The sequence below is a fragment of the Colwellia sp. F1 genome (genome assembly GCF_056238625.1).
Window position 1 is genome coordinate 34,687 of record NZ_JBWDLI010000016.1, and the last position, 13,867, is coordinate 48,553.

The window sequence follows — 13,867 nt, forward strand, 5'->3', positions numbered from 1 at the left end:
CGATATACCGTTCATCCTGAACATACACGCTCCTTGCCATCCTTGGCACCGCGATATACCGTTCATCCTGAACATACACGCTCCTTGCCATCCTTGGCACCGCGATATACCGTTCATCCTGAACATACACGCTCCTTGCCATCCTTGGCACCGCGATATACCGTTCATCCTGAACATAAAAACGCCTGCAATTTAGTGCAGGCGCTTAAAGGTTTTGCTGACACAGCAAACTAATAGTATGGGTACCAATACCAGTGAATTATTTTTCTGGTAAAGTTGGTATGGTTATCCCTGCCATTTCTAGCATCACACGGACAACCTGACAGCTATAACCAAATTCATTATCATACCATACGTACAACACTGCCCTGTCACCGTCAACAATCGTTGCTTGCGAGTCTACTACCCCCGCATAACGTGAGCCAACCAAGTCAGTTGAAACAATTTCATTTGAGGCCGTATAGTCAATTTGATTTTGTAGCTCTGACTCTAATGACATTTTGCGTAAATAGTTATTTAAACTGTCTTTATCTGTGGCTTTTTTTAAATTTAAGTTCATAATCGCCATCGATACATTAGGCGTGGGTACGCGAATAGCGTTACCGGTTAATAAGCCTTTTAACTCAGGCAATGCTTTAGCAACCGCTTGTGCCGCGCCCGTAGTACTAATAACCATATTAAGTGGTGCACTGCGACCACGACGTGGCGCTTTGTGGTAATTATCAATTAAGTTTTGATCATTAGTATAAGAATGAATCGTTTCAACATGACCATTACGAATACCAAATTCATCATTTAATGCTTTTAGTACAGGTGTTATCGCATTAGTTGTACAGCTTGCCGCCGACACAATTTTATCTTCCGCTAAAATCATGTTTTGGTTAACCCCATAAACAATATTTTTAATATCACCTTTCGCTGGCGCTGTTAATAATACCTTTGCCACCCCTTTTGACTGTAAATGTAACCCTAAACCTTCTTTATCAGTCCAAATACCGGTATTATCAACCACGAGGGCGTTATTGATTTCATGCTCTGTGTAGTCTATTTCAGACGGCGAGTTTGCGTAAATCACCTTTATAAAAGCACCATTAGCTTTAATAACATGGTTTTCTTTATCAATGGTAATGCTACCATTGAATGCACCGTGTACTGAGTCGCGACGTAATAAGCTCGCACGTTTTTCTAGGTCATCACAGCCTTTACTTGGGCGTAAAACAATCGCACGTAAGTTCAGTTTAGCACTAGGGCCTGTTTGCTCAATTAACAAACGCGCCAATAGGCGTCCGATACGGCCAAAGCCATACAAAACAACATCTTGTCGTGAGGTTTCTTCACTTAAAGCGCCCACCGCCGTTAATTCTTTTTCTAAGTACTGCTCTATTGACAAGCTATTAGACTCACCATGGAACAGATAACGGTAGGCTAATTTGCCAATATCAATACGCGCTGGTGCTAATGACATTTTGCTTAAGGCCTCAACAAACGGAAAGCTTTCACGTAAGCGAAGCTTACTCTCTTCATGCAAGGCTACAGATTTGTGTGCTTTAATAATATCAATTGGCGACGCATTTACTAAAGGGCGGCCATAAACCGATATTTCAATGCCTTTATTTCTAAATAACTGACCAATTATCGGTTGCATATTTTCTGCGAAAGTTTGGCGTTGTTGCCAACTTATTTGATATTCTTCCTCAAGATGAGACATCATTAGTTAAGCCTTATATTTCAATTAATTGAATGAAAGTTACTGTAATCATCATAATCTAGTTCGCCCGAGAGGAAAACTAGACTAAGGTGGTGTATTTTTCGTATATTGTAATTGAATATGAAAACTTTCTCTATGGTTTTCACTTGGTGTAATTATAAAATTTAATATTATTTATCGCGTGTAAATAACTGATAACACGAAGAAGACTAATATAGAGCTCTATAAAGTTTCAAAAAATAATTTTTTATCACCTAAAACCTTATACAACGCTGCAATACTATTTCTATAGAGCCCTACCTAAACTTAGTTTAATAAATGTTTCTTTAGCCGCTATTTTTCATGACTTCATCATGAGATTACTTGCAAGAACATACTATTAACGCAAGATTAGCCTTGAGTTAAGAAAAATCTATCAAGTTAGCGTACCGTAAAAAAGTAATTTACATTATTTCAAGTAAGTAAAAGTATCTTAAGCTGAGCTAAAGTTAACCAAAATCAGCTTTATATTGTGTAGGGTAACAAGCACACAAATTGAGGAAAAATGAAAGGCAAGGAAGAAGACAAAATAAAAGCGCGTCTGGGATGGATAAGAGGAAAAGCGCTGTTAGCTATGTTTAAAAGTTAAGCTAAGTGAGTTAACACAGTAACGTTTTCCTGTGGGTTTTGGTCCATCGTCAAATACATGACCCAAGTGTGATTGACAGTGCTTACATTGAATTTCGGTACGAATCATATGATGACTTGTATCTGTAAAATAGGCCACATTACCTTCAATTGCTGTAAAAAAGCTAGGCCAACCACAACCTGCATTAAACTTACTTTTGCTATCAAATAAAGGCTTGTCACAGCAGACACAGTGGTAAATACCGGATAACCAATGATCATTATAAACACCTGAAAAAGGCTGCTCTGTTGCTGCTAAGCGGCAAACTTTATAAGCTTCTTCACTAAGTTTGTCTTTATAATGATCTGTCACCAGTATGACTCCTACACGTATTACTTCAAAAAAGGTAATGCCAAAGCGTATATTGTAAAAAGTTATAATACCAAAAAGGATAACGCTTTAACACCAAGTGTATAGCCTGCGTTATCTAGCATGGGTAACTTAATCTACGGTAACCATTTTACGTTCAGCCGTAGACCATTCAACATGATATTTTTTACCGTCTGCCTTATCAGCACGTTCAAACGTATGCGCACCAAAAAAGTCGCGTTGGCCTTGCAGTAAATTAGCTGGTAACGTTTCGCTACGCATGGAGTCATAATAAGATAAAGCAGAAGAAAGTGCACCGTTAGGAATACCAAACATAGTGGCACCGCAAACCGCTTTACGCCAATTTAACTGACGTTCACTGAGCTGTTCAGCAAAAAACTTGTCTAATAATAAATTATCTAAATCGTCATAACGCTCATAAGCTTGGGTAATTGATTGCAAAAAGGTTGCTCTAATAATACAGCCTGCACGCCAAATTTTAGCAATACTCGCAAAGTTAAGTGCCCAGCCATGCTCTTTTGCTGCCAGCTTCATTAATTGAAACCCTTGCGCATAAGCACACATTTTAGCACAATAAATTGCATCATGAAGTTGGGCGATATAGTCCTCTTTTTCATGGCTTGCTAAATTGCATTTTTCAGGCCCACTTAACGTAGCCGACGCCTTAACTCTTAAATCTTTAAAAGAAGAAATAGAACGGGCGTAAACTGCTTGCGCTATCGTTGGTGCTGGGCAGCCGACTTCTAAACTGCTCATTGCTGTCCACAAACCAGTACCTTTTTGTCCTGCTTTATCTAGAATAAGGTCAATTAGTGTTGTACCAGTTTCAGTACATTTATGTCGTAATACTTCAACACTAATTTCCATTAAGTAACTGTCAAGTAAACCATTACTCCACTGCTCAAAAATATCGGCTATTTCATCAGCAGATAAACCAAGACCTGACTCAAGGATATGGTAAGCTTCACAGATAATTTGCATGTCGGCATATTCAATGCCGTTATGGACCATTTTAACATAATGTCCAGCACCTGCTGGCCCAATATAAGCTGCACAAGGTTCGCCTTCTGTCACTACTTCTCCAGGCTTTGTCCGCTCAATGGGTTTGCCTGTTTTAGAATCAACTTTCGCCGCAATAGCTTCCCAAATAGGTTTAACGCGGGTCCATGCATAAGGAGATCCGCTTGGCATTAGTGAAGGGCCAAAACGCGCACCTACTTCCCCACCGGAAACTGCAGATGAAAATAGCAGAAAGTTATTCTTATATTTTTGCTCACGCGCAACAGTATCAACCCATAAGCTGTTTCCCGTATCAATAATAATATCATCCGGTTGAATGCCGGCACCAATTAAGCTTTCACAAACTTGGTCAACAGGTGAACCAGCAGGAACACTTAAAACAATAAGGTGGGGCGACTTTAATTGTGATAATAATTCAGTGTAAGATGAACAACCATAAACACGTGCCGTACCCGTGGTATTTTCTACTTTGTCTTGTTCAATAACATCTTCAATTTTTTCAGCAGACAAATCAAAAACTGCGGTATTAAAGCCGTTATCAGCAAGGTTAAGTACAAGGTTTTTCCCCATTACACCTAACCCAATAAAACCAATGTCACACAAAAACTTACCTTGTGCCATAAAATTAATTCCTCAATAGATTTACAACACAAAGTGCTGCTTTTGTAGTCGCAAACTACACTTATCAAAAGCGTTAAGCGAGCTTGACGCGCCATTTATCTACTTTCGAATGTAGGTTCTGTAACAATGTCGAAAACGATAAAGAGCACACTGAAATTTTTTGCATTCTAGCATGCAGCTAGCGCTAAATCATAATAATAGTGAATAAAACCACAAATTCTATAGATTTAGATAAAAAATAGCTTTTATTTGTTTAAACACATCAAATAAGTCAGTTAATTGCGACTTTTCTTAATAATAAGTCAACTTTAACTTGAATTTTCTCAGGAATGGTGTAATTTTACTACATATTGTGTTTTAGGAGAATTCCATGAAAATTAAAGTTGGTATTAACGGGTTTGGCCGCATTGGTCGTTTTGTATTTCGCGCCGCAGTAGCAAGAGATGATGTAGAAATTGTTGGTATTAATGATTTAATTGATATTGACTATATGGCATATATGCTGAAGTACGACTCAACACATGGCCGCTTTAATGGCACAGTTGAGGTAGTAGATGGACAACTTATCGTTAACGATAAGGTTGTGCGTGTTACAGCAGAGCGTAACCCTGCAGATTTAAAATGGAATGAAATAGATGTTGATGTTGTAGTCGAATCAACAGGTTTATTCTTAACAGATGAAGCCGCGCGTAAACATATTGAAGCTGGTGCTAAACAGGTAGTGCTTTCGGCCCCTTCTAAAGATGACACCCCTATGTTTGTTTGTGGTGTTAACTTAAATGAATATGCTGGCCAAGATATTGTATCTAACGCTTCATGTACGACTAACTGTTTGGCTCCGCTTGCTAAAGTGTTGAATGATAACTGGGGCATAAAAGACGGTTTAATGACCACAGTTCATGCTACAACGGCAACACAAAAAGCAGTAGATAGCCCTTCTGCGAAAGATTGGCGTGGTGGTCGTGGTGCTGGACAAAATATTATTCCATCATCAACTGGCGCGGCAAAAGCAGTAGGCAAAGTGATTCCTGCATTAAACGGTAAATTAACAGGTATGGCTTTTCGCGTACCGACTCCAGACGTTTCGGTAGTTGACTTAACTGTGAACCTTGAAAAACCAGCAACTTATGCTGAAATTTGTCAAGCGATGAAAGCTGCTGCAACTGAAGGCGAACTTAAAGGCGTGCTAGATTATACCGAAGATGCGGTTGTATCAAACGATTTCATTGGTGAAACATGCACCTCGGTTTTTGATGCTAAAGCAGGTATAGCATTAACAGATACTTTTGTGAAAGTAGTCTCTTGGTACGACAATGAAATTGGTTATTCAAATAAGGTATTAGATTTAGTCAGTTATATTTACAACTATAAAAAATAACTTGTTAAGTTAGTTGTTATAAACCTAACAATTAAAAAAGGCTAGATATTTTATCTAGCCTTTTTTATTACCCACTATTACCCACTTTTTTGTTTAGTATCAAAACACAAAATAAGCACAAACTTATGTTAGTTTATTGATGCATTAATTTGCTCAAGCACTCGTTGCGGGTTAATCGCCTGCGTAATTGGTCGTCCAATCACCAAGTAGTCAACGCCTACTTTTATTGCTTGCTCTGGGGTCATAATACGTTGTTGATCGTCCTTAGCTGCGCCTACGGGTCTAATTCCAGGTGTAATTAACTTAAACTCTTTGCCCAAAGACAGCTTTAGTTGCTCTGCTTCCATTGCAGAGCAAACAACACCATCTAAACCACTTTCTTTGGTTAACTTAGCTAAAAAATTTACTTGCTCTGCTGGTGTTTTATTAATGCCTAAGCCACGTAAGTCGTTTTCACTCATACTAGTAAGCACTGTAACGGCAATAAGCAATGGTGCATCATTACCATACACTGCTAAGGCTTGTTTTGCTTTAGCCATCATTTGGCTACCGCCACTGGCGTGAACGTTCACCATCCAAACACCTAAGTCGGCTGCAGCCGTAACAGCCTTAGCAACCGTGTTAGGGATGTCGTGAAATTTAAGATCAAGAAAAACGTCAAAGCCCTTCCCTGTTAAAGTTTTTACAAACTCAGGACCGAAGTAAGTGAACATTTCTTTACCCACTTTTAGCTTACAATCTGTTGGAGATATTCTATCTACAAAAGATAAAGCATCATTTTTTTTATCAAAATCTAGGGCAACAACAACTTTTGGATCTAACATAGGGTTTCCTATTCTTAATTCTTTTTCGCGACTAAAGTCGCTCTTACAATAACCTACAGATAAATTATTTAATCACTGTACATTCCACCTGAAGCACAATTGGAAGGACGTGGTGTTTAATACTTATAATAACTAACCTGAGCGCGATTTAATAAATGTTAGATTCAACGCTAGTTTCTTCAAGATTGAGGAAAGCGCACGGAGCTGACTTTAGTCAGTGAGTACGGCTGACAAAAATATTGATGACATTAGCAAAGAAGCTATTATTTATTCGCCTTCTAGGCCAATAAACGGTTTCAATTGTTCCCACTCATGACAAGATGGACAAGACCAATAATGGGTGGAACTATTAAAGCCACAATTACGGCAGCTATACCTGTGCTTAACCTTCAAATACTCACTAATTAAGTCTTTGATCAAATCTAAACTGGCTTTATTGTCTACTTCATCACTTTGACTCATTTCCATTTTTACTAGGTGTTTAAAGCCCCTAATAGTTGGCCTACGCTTAAGTGCTGACAACATAAATTCTTTTGCTTTTTTTCTACCATGTTTGCTTTCCACATAACCTAAATAAGCAATTAACGCGCTAGAGCTAGCTGTTTCATCATAAACTTTTTTAATAAACTTAAAAAAGTCGTCACTTGCGTTAAGTGCTAAGTAACATTGGTGCATCTGGTCGATAACATCGGGGAAAAACTCTTGATCTTGCTGGTAAATATCTTGATAACATTGGCAGGCCAATTCACATTGTTTATGGTGCTCATAAATTTTAGCCATTAACCAATTAGCACGACATGAGTTAGGATCAACTTGTAAGGCTTGTTCAAGTAGCTCGATCACTTCAATAAATTTATCTTGTTCAAATGCGGTGGTAGCCTGCTCACAGTAAAAATTGGCGAGCGTTTGCAACAAACGTTTATCATTGAATTTAATCACTAATTTTTTATGGGCTATGCCTTGTTGCCAATCTTTAGTTGATTGAAAAATTTGCAATAAATAAGTTAAGGATTTGAGGCCATAGTCATCAGACTTTAACAGTTTACTAAACATTTTTTCAGCACGGTCATACAAACCGGCACTTAAAAAATCCTTTCCTAGTTCAAAAACGGCTTGCTGTTTGTCTTTAGTCGGTAGGTTGCCATGGCGAACTAAATGTTCATGTACTTTTAAAGCCCTGTCAAGCTCGCCACGCTTGCGAAAAAGATTGGCCATAGCGAAGTGTGCTTCAACACTGTCATCTTCCACTTTTAAGGCGTCAAGCAATGATTCTATTGCTTTGTCTTTTTGATTAGACAATAAGAAGTTTAAGCCCGTTGAATACTTAATCGACAAGTCTTGTTTAATGGTTTGATCTTTTTGTTTAATGCTATTTCGGCCCATAAACCAGCCATAAGCCATAGCTACTGGGAGTAATAAAAAAAGTAGCTCTATCATTTGATTACTTATATTTCAGTTGAGCGGTTTTTAGCTAACGATTTTTTTCCTTTGCGGATCAATCGCCATATTATTGTACTTAATAAGCCAAGTAAAAAACCAATAGCAGTAAATAGACTAACTGCGGCAGCAATAGAAAGCTCTACCCGTGCAATAAGATAATTTAGTGAGATTATTTGTTCATTTTGGCTGCCAAAGATAAAAGCAATAGCGAGTAACATTAACACTAATAATAAAGTAAAATAAATTCGCACGTTGAGCACTCTCGCTTAGGCTTTTTAAGTAAAAAAAAACGGTATACTAATGTATACCGTTTATTATCTAATGTTTTTCTTGCTTTTGCAATGAGCTTACCATAAGAGCGTAATTAAGCTGCTGAAAGATTAACTCTTTCTCGCAACTCTTTGCCTGGTTTAAAGTGCGGTACATATTTACCACTTAACTGAACTGACTCACCGGTTTTAGGGTTTCTACCAACTCTAGGAGCGCGATAATGTAATGAGAAACTACCAAATCCTCTAATTTCAATGCGCTCACCTTTAGATAAAGATTGTGCCATTAATTCTAAGATTTCTTTAATCGATTGTTCTACATCTCTGGCTGATAAATGACTTAATTTATCAGCTAGTTTTTCAATGAGTTCTGATTTGGTCATGTGACCCTCCAGTATTCATCTAGCATCGCGCTAATGAAGTTAATTTAAGAGAAGTGTGGGTAAACACTTCTCCCCTAATCTCTTTATAGTTTACTTTATTATTAAAGTAAAACCAGAAAAAGTGCAAAAAATAAAATTAGTATCTTGTTACAAGATATTAGTTTTTAGCATTTTTAAACGCTGCTGCCATCGCACTTAAACCTGTTTCTTCAACTTGGTTTAAGTTTTCAATCGCATCACGCTCTTCTGCTTGGTCTTTTGCTTTGATAGATAAGCTAATAGTACGGTTCTTACGATCCACACCCATAAACTTAGCTTCAACGTCATCACCGGCTTTAAGTACTGTAGAAGCATCTTCAACACGATCTACAGAGATATCACCAACACGTAAGTAACCTTCAACACTTTCCGCTAATTCAACAGTAGCGCCTTTAGCATCAACTTCTGTTACTTTACCTGTAACAATAGCACCTTTCTTCTTGTCAGCAAGGTACATATTGAATGGGTCGTCTTCAGCTTGTTTAACACCTAAAGAGATACGCTCACGCTCAGGGTCAACTTGCAATACGATAGCAGTGATTTCATCGCCTTTCTTGTAATCACGAACAGCTTCTTCACCGCCAGCCCATGAAATATCAGACAAGTGAACTAAACCGTCTATGCCGCCGTCAAGACCAATGAAGATACCGAAGTCAGTAATTGACTTGATCTTACCTGATACTTTATCGCCCTTGTTGAAGTTTTTAGCAAACTCTTCCCAAGGGTTAGCAATACACTGTTTAAGACCTAAAGAAATACGACGACGTTCTTCGTCAATTTCAAGTACTAATACTTCAACTGTGTCACCTAAGTTAACTACTTTAGATGGATGAATGTTTTTGTTAGTCCAATCCATTTCAGAAACGTGTACTAAACCTTCAACACCTTCTTGGATTTCAACGAAACAACCGTAGTCAGTTAAGTTAGTTACACGACCAGAAAGTTTAGAACCTTCTGGGTAACGGTTAGCAATGGCTACCCATGGATCTTCACCTAACTGCTTCATACCTAGTGATACACGTGTACGTTCGCGGTCAAATTTCAATACTTTAACTTGAATTTCATCACCAACATTGACTATTTCACTTGGGTGCTTAACGCGTTTCCAAGCCATATCTGTGATATGTAATAAACCGTCAATACCGCCAAGATCTACGAATGCACCGTAGTCTGTAAGGTTCTTAACGATACCTTTAACTTCTTGGCCTTCTGCTAATGATTCAAGTAATTCATCACGCTCTGCACTGCCTTCAGCTTCAATAACTGCACGACGTGAAACAACAACGTTATTACGTTTTTGATCAAGCTTGATTACTTTGAATTCTAAATCTTTACCTTCAAGGTGAGCTGTGTCACGTACTGGACGTACATCAACTAATGAGCCCGGTAAGAAAGCACGAATGTTGCTAACTTCAACCGTGAAACCACCTTTAACTTTACCGTTAATAACACCGATAATCGTTTCTTTTTCTTCGTATGCTTTTTCAAGCACTTGCCACGCCTCATGACGTTTAGCGTCATCACGTGAAAGTATAGTTTCACCGAAACCATCATCTGTAGCTTTTAGCGATACATCGACTTCATCACCAACAACCGCTTCAACTTCGCCTGCAGCGTTTTTGAATTGGTCGATTGAGATTACACTCTCAGATTTAAGACCAGCGTCAACAATTACGTTGTCTTTGGTTACTTTAACGATTGTGCCACGAATAATTGAACCCGGGCGAGTTTCGATTTCTTTTAAACTTTCTTCAAAAAGTTGCGCAAAATTTTCCATCATAACTTGTTTATTAACTCAGTTATTAATCCAGTCAACGTCTCTGTTTCATGGGGTTATTAAATTAGCCTCGGTACATCCATGACGTAAGCTTTAGTTAAATTTATTTTTATTTTGGTTTATCAACCTAATAAGAATAAGGGCTTATGTTAATTTTCCATTCGCAAATGAAAGTACTTTATTAACCACTTCTTGTATAGAAAGGTCAGTAGAGTCAATAATTAACGCTCCTTCTGCTGGAATAAGAGGAGCAACTTTTCGGTTACTGTCTCGTTCATCTCGTTGACGTATGTCGTCCAAAAGGCGCCCGATTTTAACATCAATGCCCTTCTCTTTCAACTGATTAAATCGCCGTGCTGCTCTTTCTTCTGCACTGGCCGTTAAAAATATTTTTACTGGGGCATTTGAAAAAACCACTGTGCCCATATCTCGGCCGTCAGCAACTAACCCAGGCGCGACACTAAAGGCTCGCTGTCTGCGCAATAAAGCTTCGCGGACACGCGGGTAAGCGGCAACTTTAGACGCTAGCGCACCAACCTCTTCAGTTCGAATGCTGTCAGTAACATTTTCACCTTCAAGAATAATTTTACTCTCACCTTGACTGCTTATTTCAAACTGTACATCAAGATGCGCTGCCATAGGGATCAGGGGCTCTTCATCATCAGGGCTAACGTGGCGATGTAGTGTTGCTACAGCGAGTACTCGATAGATAGCCCCACTGTCAAGTAGGTGCCAACCTAGCTGCTCTGCAACTGTTCTAGCCACGGTTCCTTTACCTGCGCCGCTTGGGCCATCTATTGTGATTACCGGAACGCTTTCCTGCATAAATATCTCTCCTAATCTCAAAAATCGGCAGCATTATACTGGATTTATAATGAAAAATCGTCAAAAGAAATTTCTTATTACTTAACAAGACACCTGCGCTAACTTATCAAAGTAGTCAGGGAAAGTTTTTGCTGTACATTTAGGATCATTAATCGTGACCGCTGTATCACCTAACGCTACCAACGAAAAGCACATGGCTATACGGTGATCGTCGTAGGTATCAATTTGCGCATGCTGTAATGATTTTGGTGGGGTAATTGAAATGTAATCTTCCCCCTCTACTACTTCTGCCCCCACTTTACGCAGCTCGGTTGCCATGGCAAATAAGCGATCTGTCTCTTTAACACGCCAGTTATAAATATTTCTAATTGTGGTTGTGCCTTTAGCGAAAAGTGCTGTTGTTGCAATGGTCATTGCCGCATCAGGAATATGATTCATATCCATATCGACTGCTACCAGTGGCTTACCTACCACTGTGATAGACTCGTCATGCCAGTTAACTTCTGCTCCCATTTTTTCAAGCACATCGGCAAAGTGTTTATCTCCTTGCACACTGAGTTTACCAACGCCATGTACTGTTATTTCTCCACCTTTGATAGCACCAGCGGCCAAAAAGTATGAAGCTGATGACGCATCGCCTTCTACCATATATCTTGCTACAGCTTGGTAAGCCTGATTACCTTTAACCGTGAAAGACTGATAGTTATTATTGATGACTTCAACACCAAACCTGCTCATGATATTTAGTGTTATATCAATGTAGGGTTTAGACACTAACTCACCTTCAATAGCTATGGTAGTGTCTGTTTTTAATAAGGGCGCTACCATTAAAATTGCGGTTAAAAACTGACTAGAAATAGACCCATCTATGCTGATAGTACTTGCTGATAATGCTTTGCCAGTTATTTTTAATGGGGGATAATCTTTATTTTCTAAGTAGTCAAGGTCACCGTTAAGTTGAGTTAACGCGTTAACTAAATGGCCAATAGGCCTTTCTTTCATTCTGGGCTCACCGGTTAAGGTAAATTCGCCTTTACTTGCGGCAAGTGCTGCACAAAGTGGACGCATTGCCGTACCCGCATTACCAAGAAATAGCTCTACGGGTTCACTGACATCGAAGAAACCATTATTGCCAACCACAGTACATTCTGTACCACAATCACTTAAGGTATAATCAACCTTAAGAATTTTTAATGCATTTAGCATGTGTTTTATATCATCACTCACCAGTAAGTTGGTGATTTTAGTGACACCTTTCGCTAACGCTGCAATTAATAAAGCACGATTAGACAAGCTTTTTGAGCCTGGCAAAAATACCTCACCACTAATTTTACCTATGGGATTTAATGTTAACTGCTCCATACTACTTAGTCCTCGTTTCAAATTCTTTCATAAAATCAACTAACGCTTGTACACCTTCAATAGGCATTGCGTTATAAATACTGGCACGCATGCCGCCCACATTTCTATGGCCTTTTAAAGCCATTAAACCTTGCGCTTCTGCTTGTGATAAAAAGGTTTCATTTAAACTTTCATCTTTTAGCCAAAAAGGAACATTCATTTTACTGCGATACTCAGGCTCAATATTATTGATATAAAAATTGCTGGTATCAATTGCTTGATATAATAACGCCGCTTTGGCTTGGTTTACTTTAGCAATAGCTTTTACACCACCAATGGCTTTAAGCCATTGAAAGACTAACCCAGCTAAATACCAAGCATAGGTGGGTGGCGTGTTGTACATAGAGTCATGATTGGCAGCCGTTTGGTAGTTCATAATGCAAGGCGTTGCTTTTTGTGCTCTACTTTGTGTGCCATCAAGTAATAAATCGTCACGTATGATAACAATGGTTAAACCTGCTGGACCAATATTCTTCTGTGCGCCGGCATAGATCACACCAAATTTAGTGACATCTATTTCATGAGATAAAATGGTTGATGACATATCCGCGACCAAAGGCACACCATTAGTTTCTGGGATATCATTAATTTCAATGCCGTCAACAGTTTCATTAGGACAATAATGGACGTAAGCCGCATTTTTATGCAAGGGCCACTTTTCACTAGGAATAAGGCTAATCGCGCCATTACTATGTTCTTTACGCACATTAATAACGTTAATAGTGCCAAATTTTTCTGCCTCTACAACCGCTGAAGCAGACCATGAGCCATTCACAATGTAGTCTGCTGACTGACCTTGTGGTAATAAATTTAGGGGGACTGCTGAAAATTGCCCCCGGCCACCGCCATGACAAAATAACACGTGGTAATTGTTTGGAATGGCCATTAGTTCACGCAAATCAGCTTCTGCTTGCGCTGCCATAGCCATATAAACTTCACTGCGGTGGCTTAACTCCATTACCGATCTGCCGGTATTGTTCCAGTTAATAAACTCTTTTTGTGCTTTTTCCATGACAGGTTTTGGCAACATTGCAGGACCTGCACAAAAATTAAAAATTTCTGACATTTTTCTCTAACTCAGTAAGGGTTATTGCTCGGCCTAAGAAATTAAGCTCCGCCTGTTGTTTTGTGTCACTAGAAGAGTGCCACCAAGACAATGTGCATCCTGCATTGTCCAAATAAGTA

The 13,867-nt window shown here is 38.9% G+C and carries 13 protein-coding genes; 2 read left to right on the forward strand and 11 right to left on the reverse strand.

Annotated features, from left to right (window positions below; all coding sequences use genetic code 11):
* Window positions 1–234 (forward strand): hypothetical protein (locus tag AC0UA9_RS14325; RefSeq protein WP_475660918.1); only part of this gene is annotated, 234 nt, incomplete at its 5' end.
* Between the two features lie 25 nt (window positions 235–259).
* Here the strand turns inward: AC0UA9_RS14325 and AC0UA9_RS14330 are convergent.
* The 3 genes from AC0UA9_RS14330 to gndA form a co-directional block, all read right to left on the reverse strand.
* On the reverse strand, window positions 260–1,711 hold the full coding sequence (locus tag AC0UA9_RS14330) for a glyceraldehyde-3-phosphate dehydrogenase (protein ID WP_475660921.1): 1,452 nt from the start codon (window positions 1,709–1,711) through the stop codon (window positions 260–262).
* Between the two features lie 604 nt (window positions 1,712–2,315).
* Window positions 2,316–2,690 (reverse strand): peptide-methionine (R)-S-oxide reductase MsrB, encoded by a 375-nt coding sequence (gene msrB, locus AC0UA9_RS14335; protein ID WP_475661027.1) that lies wholly within the window; start codon window positions 2,688–2,690, stop codon window positions 2,316–2,318.
* A 126-nt stretch (window positions 2,691–2,816) separates the two neighbouring features.
* The gene (gene gndA / locus AC0UA9_RS14340; RefSeq protein WP_475660922.1) at window positions 2,817–4,346 is read right to left on the reverse strand and encodes an NADP-dependent phosphogluconate dehydrogenase; all 1,530 of its coding nucleotides are present in this window, start codon (window positions 4,344–4,346) and stop codon (window positions 2,817–2,819) included.
* A gap of 370 nt (window positions 4,347–4,716) precedes the next feature.
* Here gndA and gap point away from each other — a divergent pair, with 370 nt between their 5' ends.
* Entirely contained in the window at window positions 4,717–5,724 is a 1,008-nt protein-coding gene (gap, locus tag AC0UA9_RS14345) for a type I glyceraldehyde-3-phosphate dehydrogenase (RefSeq protein ID WP_475660923.1), read from the forward strand.
* Between the two features lie 128 nt (window positions 5,725–5,852).
* Here the strand turns inward: gap and pyrF are convergent, their stop codons facing one another.
* The 8 genes from pyrF to serC all read right to left on the reverse strand — a co-directional run bounded on the left by pyrF (window position 5,853) and on the right by serC (window position 13,748).
* Window positions 5,853–6,548: an orotidine-5'-phosphate decarboxylase gene (pyrF, locus tag AC0UA9_RS14350; protein ID WP_475660924.1), complete on the reverse strand. Its 696-nt coding sequence runs from the start codon at window positions 6,546–6,548 to the stop codon at window positions 5,853–5,855.
* A gap of 267 nt (window positions 6,549–6,815) precedes the next feature.
* Complete coding sequence (gene lapB / locus AC0UA9_RS14355) at window positions 6,816–7,985, reverse strand: lipopolysaccharide assembly protein LapB (RefSeq protein ID WP_475660926.1); 1,170 nt, start codon at window positions 7,983–7,985, stop codon at window positions 6,816–6,818.
* An 8-nt stretch (window positions 7,986–7,993) separates the two neighbouring features.
* Window positions 7,994–8,239: a lipopolysaccharide assembly protein LapA domain-containing protein gene (locus tag AC0UA9_RS14360; RefSeq protein WP_475660928.1), complete on the reverse strand. Its 246-nt coding sequence runs from the start codon at window positions 8,237–8,239 to the stop codon at window positions 7,994–7,996.
* Window positions 8,240–8,352: 113 nt separating this feature from the next.
* Window positions 8,353–8,640, reverse strand: a complete 288-nt coding sequence (gene ihfB, locus AC0UA9_RS14365; protein ID WP_475660929.1) for an integration host factor subunit beta — start codon at window positions 8,638–8,640, stop codon at window positions 8,353–8,355.
* A gap of 157 nt (window positions 8,641–8,797) precedes the next feature.
* Window positions 8,798–10,459 (reverse strand): 30S ribosomal protein S1, encoded by a 1,662-nt coding sequence (gene rpsA, locus AC0UA9_RS14370; protein ID WP_475660930.1) that lies wholly within the window; start codon window positions 10,457–10,459, stop codon window positions 8,798–8,800.
* Window positions 10,460–10,600: 141 nt separating this feature from the next.
* Complete coding sequence (cmk, locus tag AC0UA9_RS14375; protein WP_475660932.1) at window positions 10,601–11,281, reverse strand: (d)CMP kinase; 681 nt, start codon at window positions 11,279–11,281, stop codon at window positions 10,601–10,603.
* A gap of 81 nt (window positions 11,282–11,362) precedes the next feature.
* Entirely contained in the window at window positions 11,363–12,643 is a 1,281-nt protein-coding gene (gene aroA, locus AC0UA9_RS14380) for a 3-phosphoshikimate 1-carboxyvinyltransferase (protein ID WP_475660933.1), read from the reverse strand.
* 1 nt (window position 12,644) lies between these two features.
* Window positions 12,645–13,748 (reverse strand): 3-phosphoserine/phosphohydroxythreonine transaminase, encoded by a 1,104-nt coding sequence (gene serC / locus AC0UA9_RS14385; protein WP_475660935.1) that lies wholly within the window; start codon window positions 13,746–13,748, stop codon window positions 12,645–12,647.
* Between the last annotated feature and the right edge of the window lie 119 nt (window positions 13,749–13,867).

Excerpts from the sequence above, each read along its gene's own strand:
- AC0UA9_RS14330 (WP_475660921.1), bottom strand. The coding sequence starts at position 1,711 with ATGATGTCTCATCTTGAGGAAGAATATCAAATAAGTTGGCAACAACGC.
- gndA (WP_475660922.1), bottom strand. The coding sequence starts at position 4,346 with ATGGCACAAGGTAAGTTTTTGTGTGACATTGGTTTTATTGGGTTAGGT.
- gap (WP_475660923.1), top strand. The coding sequence starts at position 4,717 with ATGAAAATTAAAGTTGGTATTAACGGGTTTGGCCGCATTGGTCGTTTT.
- pyrF (WP_475660924.1), bottom strand. The coding sequence starts at position 6,548 with ATGTTAGATCCAAAAGTTGTTGTTGCCCTAGATTTTGATAAAAAAAAT.
- lapB (WP_475660926.1), bottom strand. The coding sequence starts at position 7,985 with ATGATAGAGCTACTTTTTTTATTACTCCCAGTAGCTATGGCTTATGGC.
- ihfB (WP_475660929.1), bottom strand. The coding sequence starts at position 8,640 with ATGACCAAATCAGAACTCATTGAAAAACTAGCTGATAAATTAAGTCAT.
- rpsA (WP_475660930.1), bottom strand. The coding sequence starts at position 10,459 with ATGATGGAAAATTTTGCGCAACTTTTTGAAGAAAGTTTAAAAGAAATC.
- cmk (WP_475660932.1), bottom strand. The coding sequence starts at position 11,281 with ATGCAGGAAAGCGTTCCGGTAATCACAATAGATGGCCCAAGCGGCGCA.
- aroA (WP_475660933.1), bottom strand. The coding sequence starts at position 12,643 with ATGGAGCAGTTAACATTAAATCCCATAGGTAAAATTAGTGGTGAGGTA.
- serC (WP_475660935.1), bottom strand. The coding sequence starts at position 13,748 with ATGTCAGAAATTTTTAATTTTTGTGCAGGTCCTGCAATGTTGCCAAAA.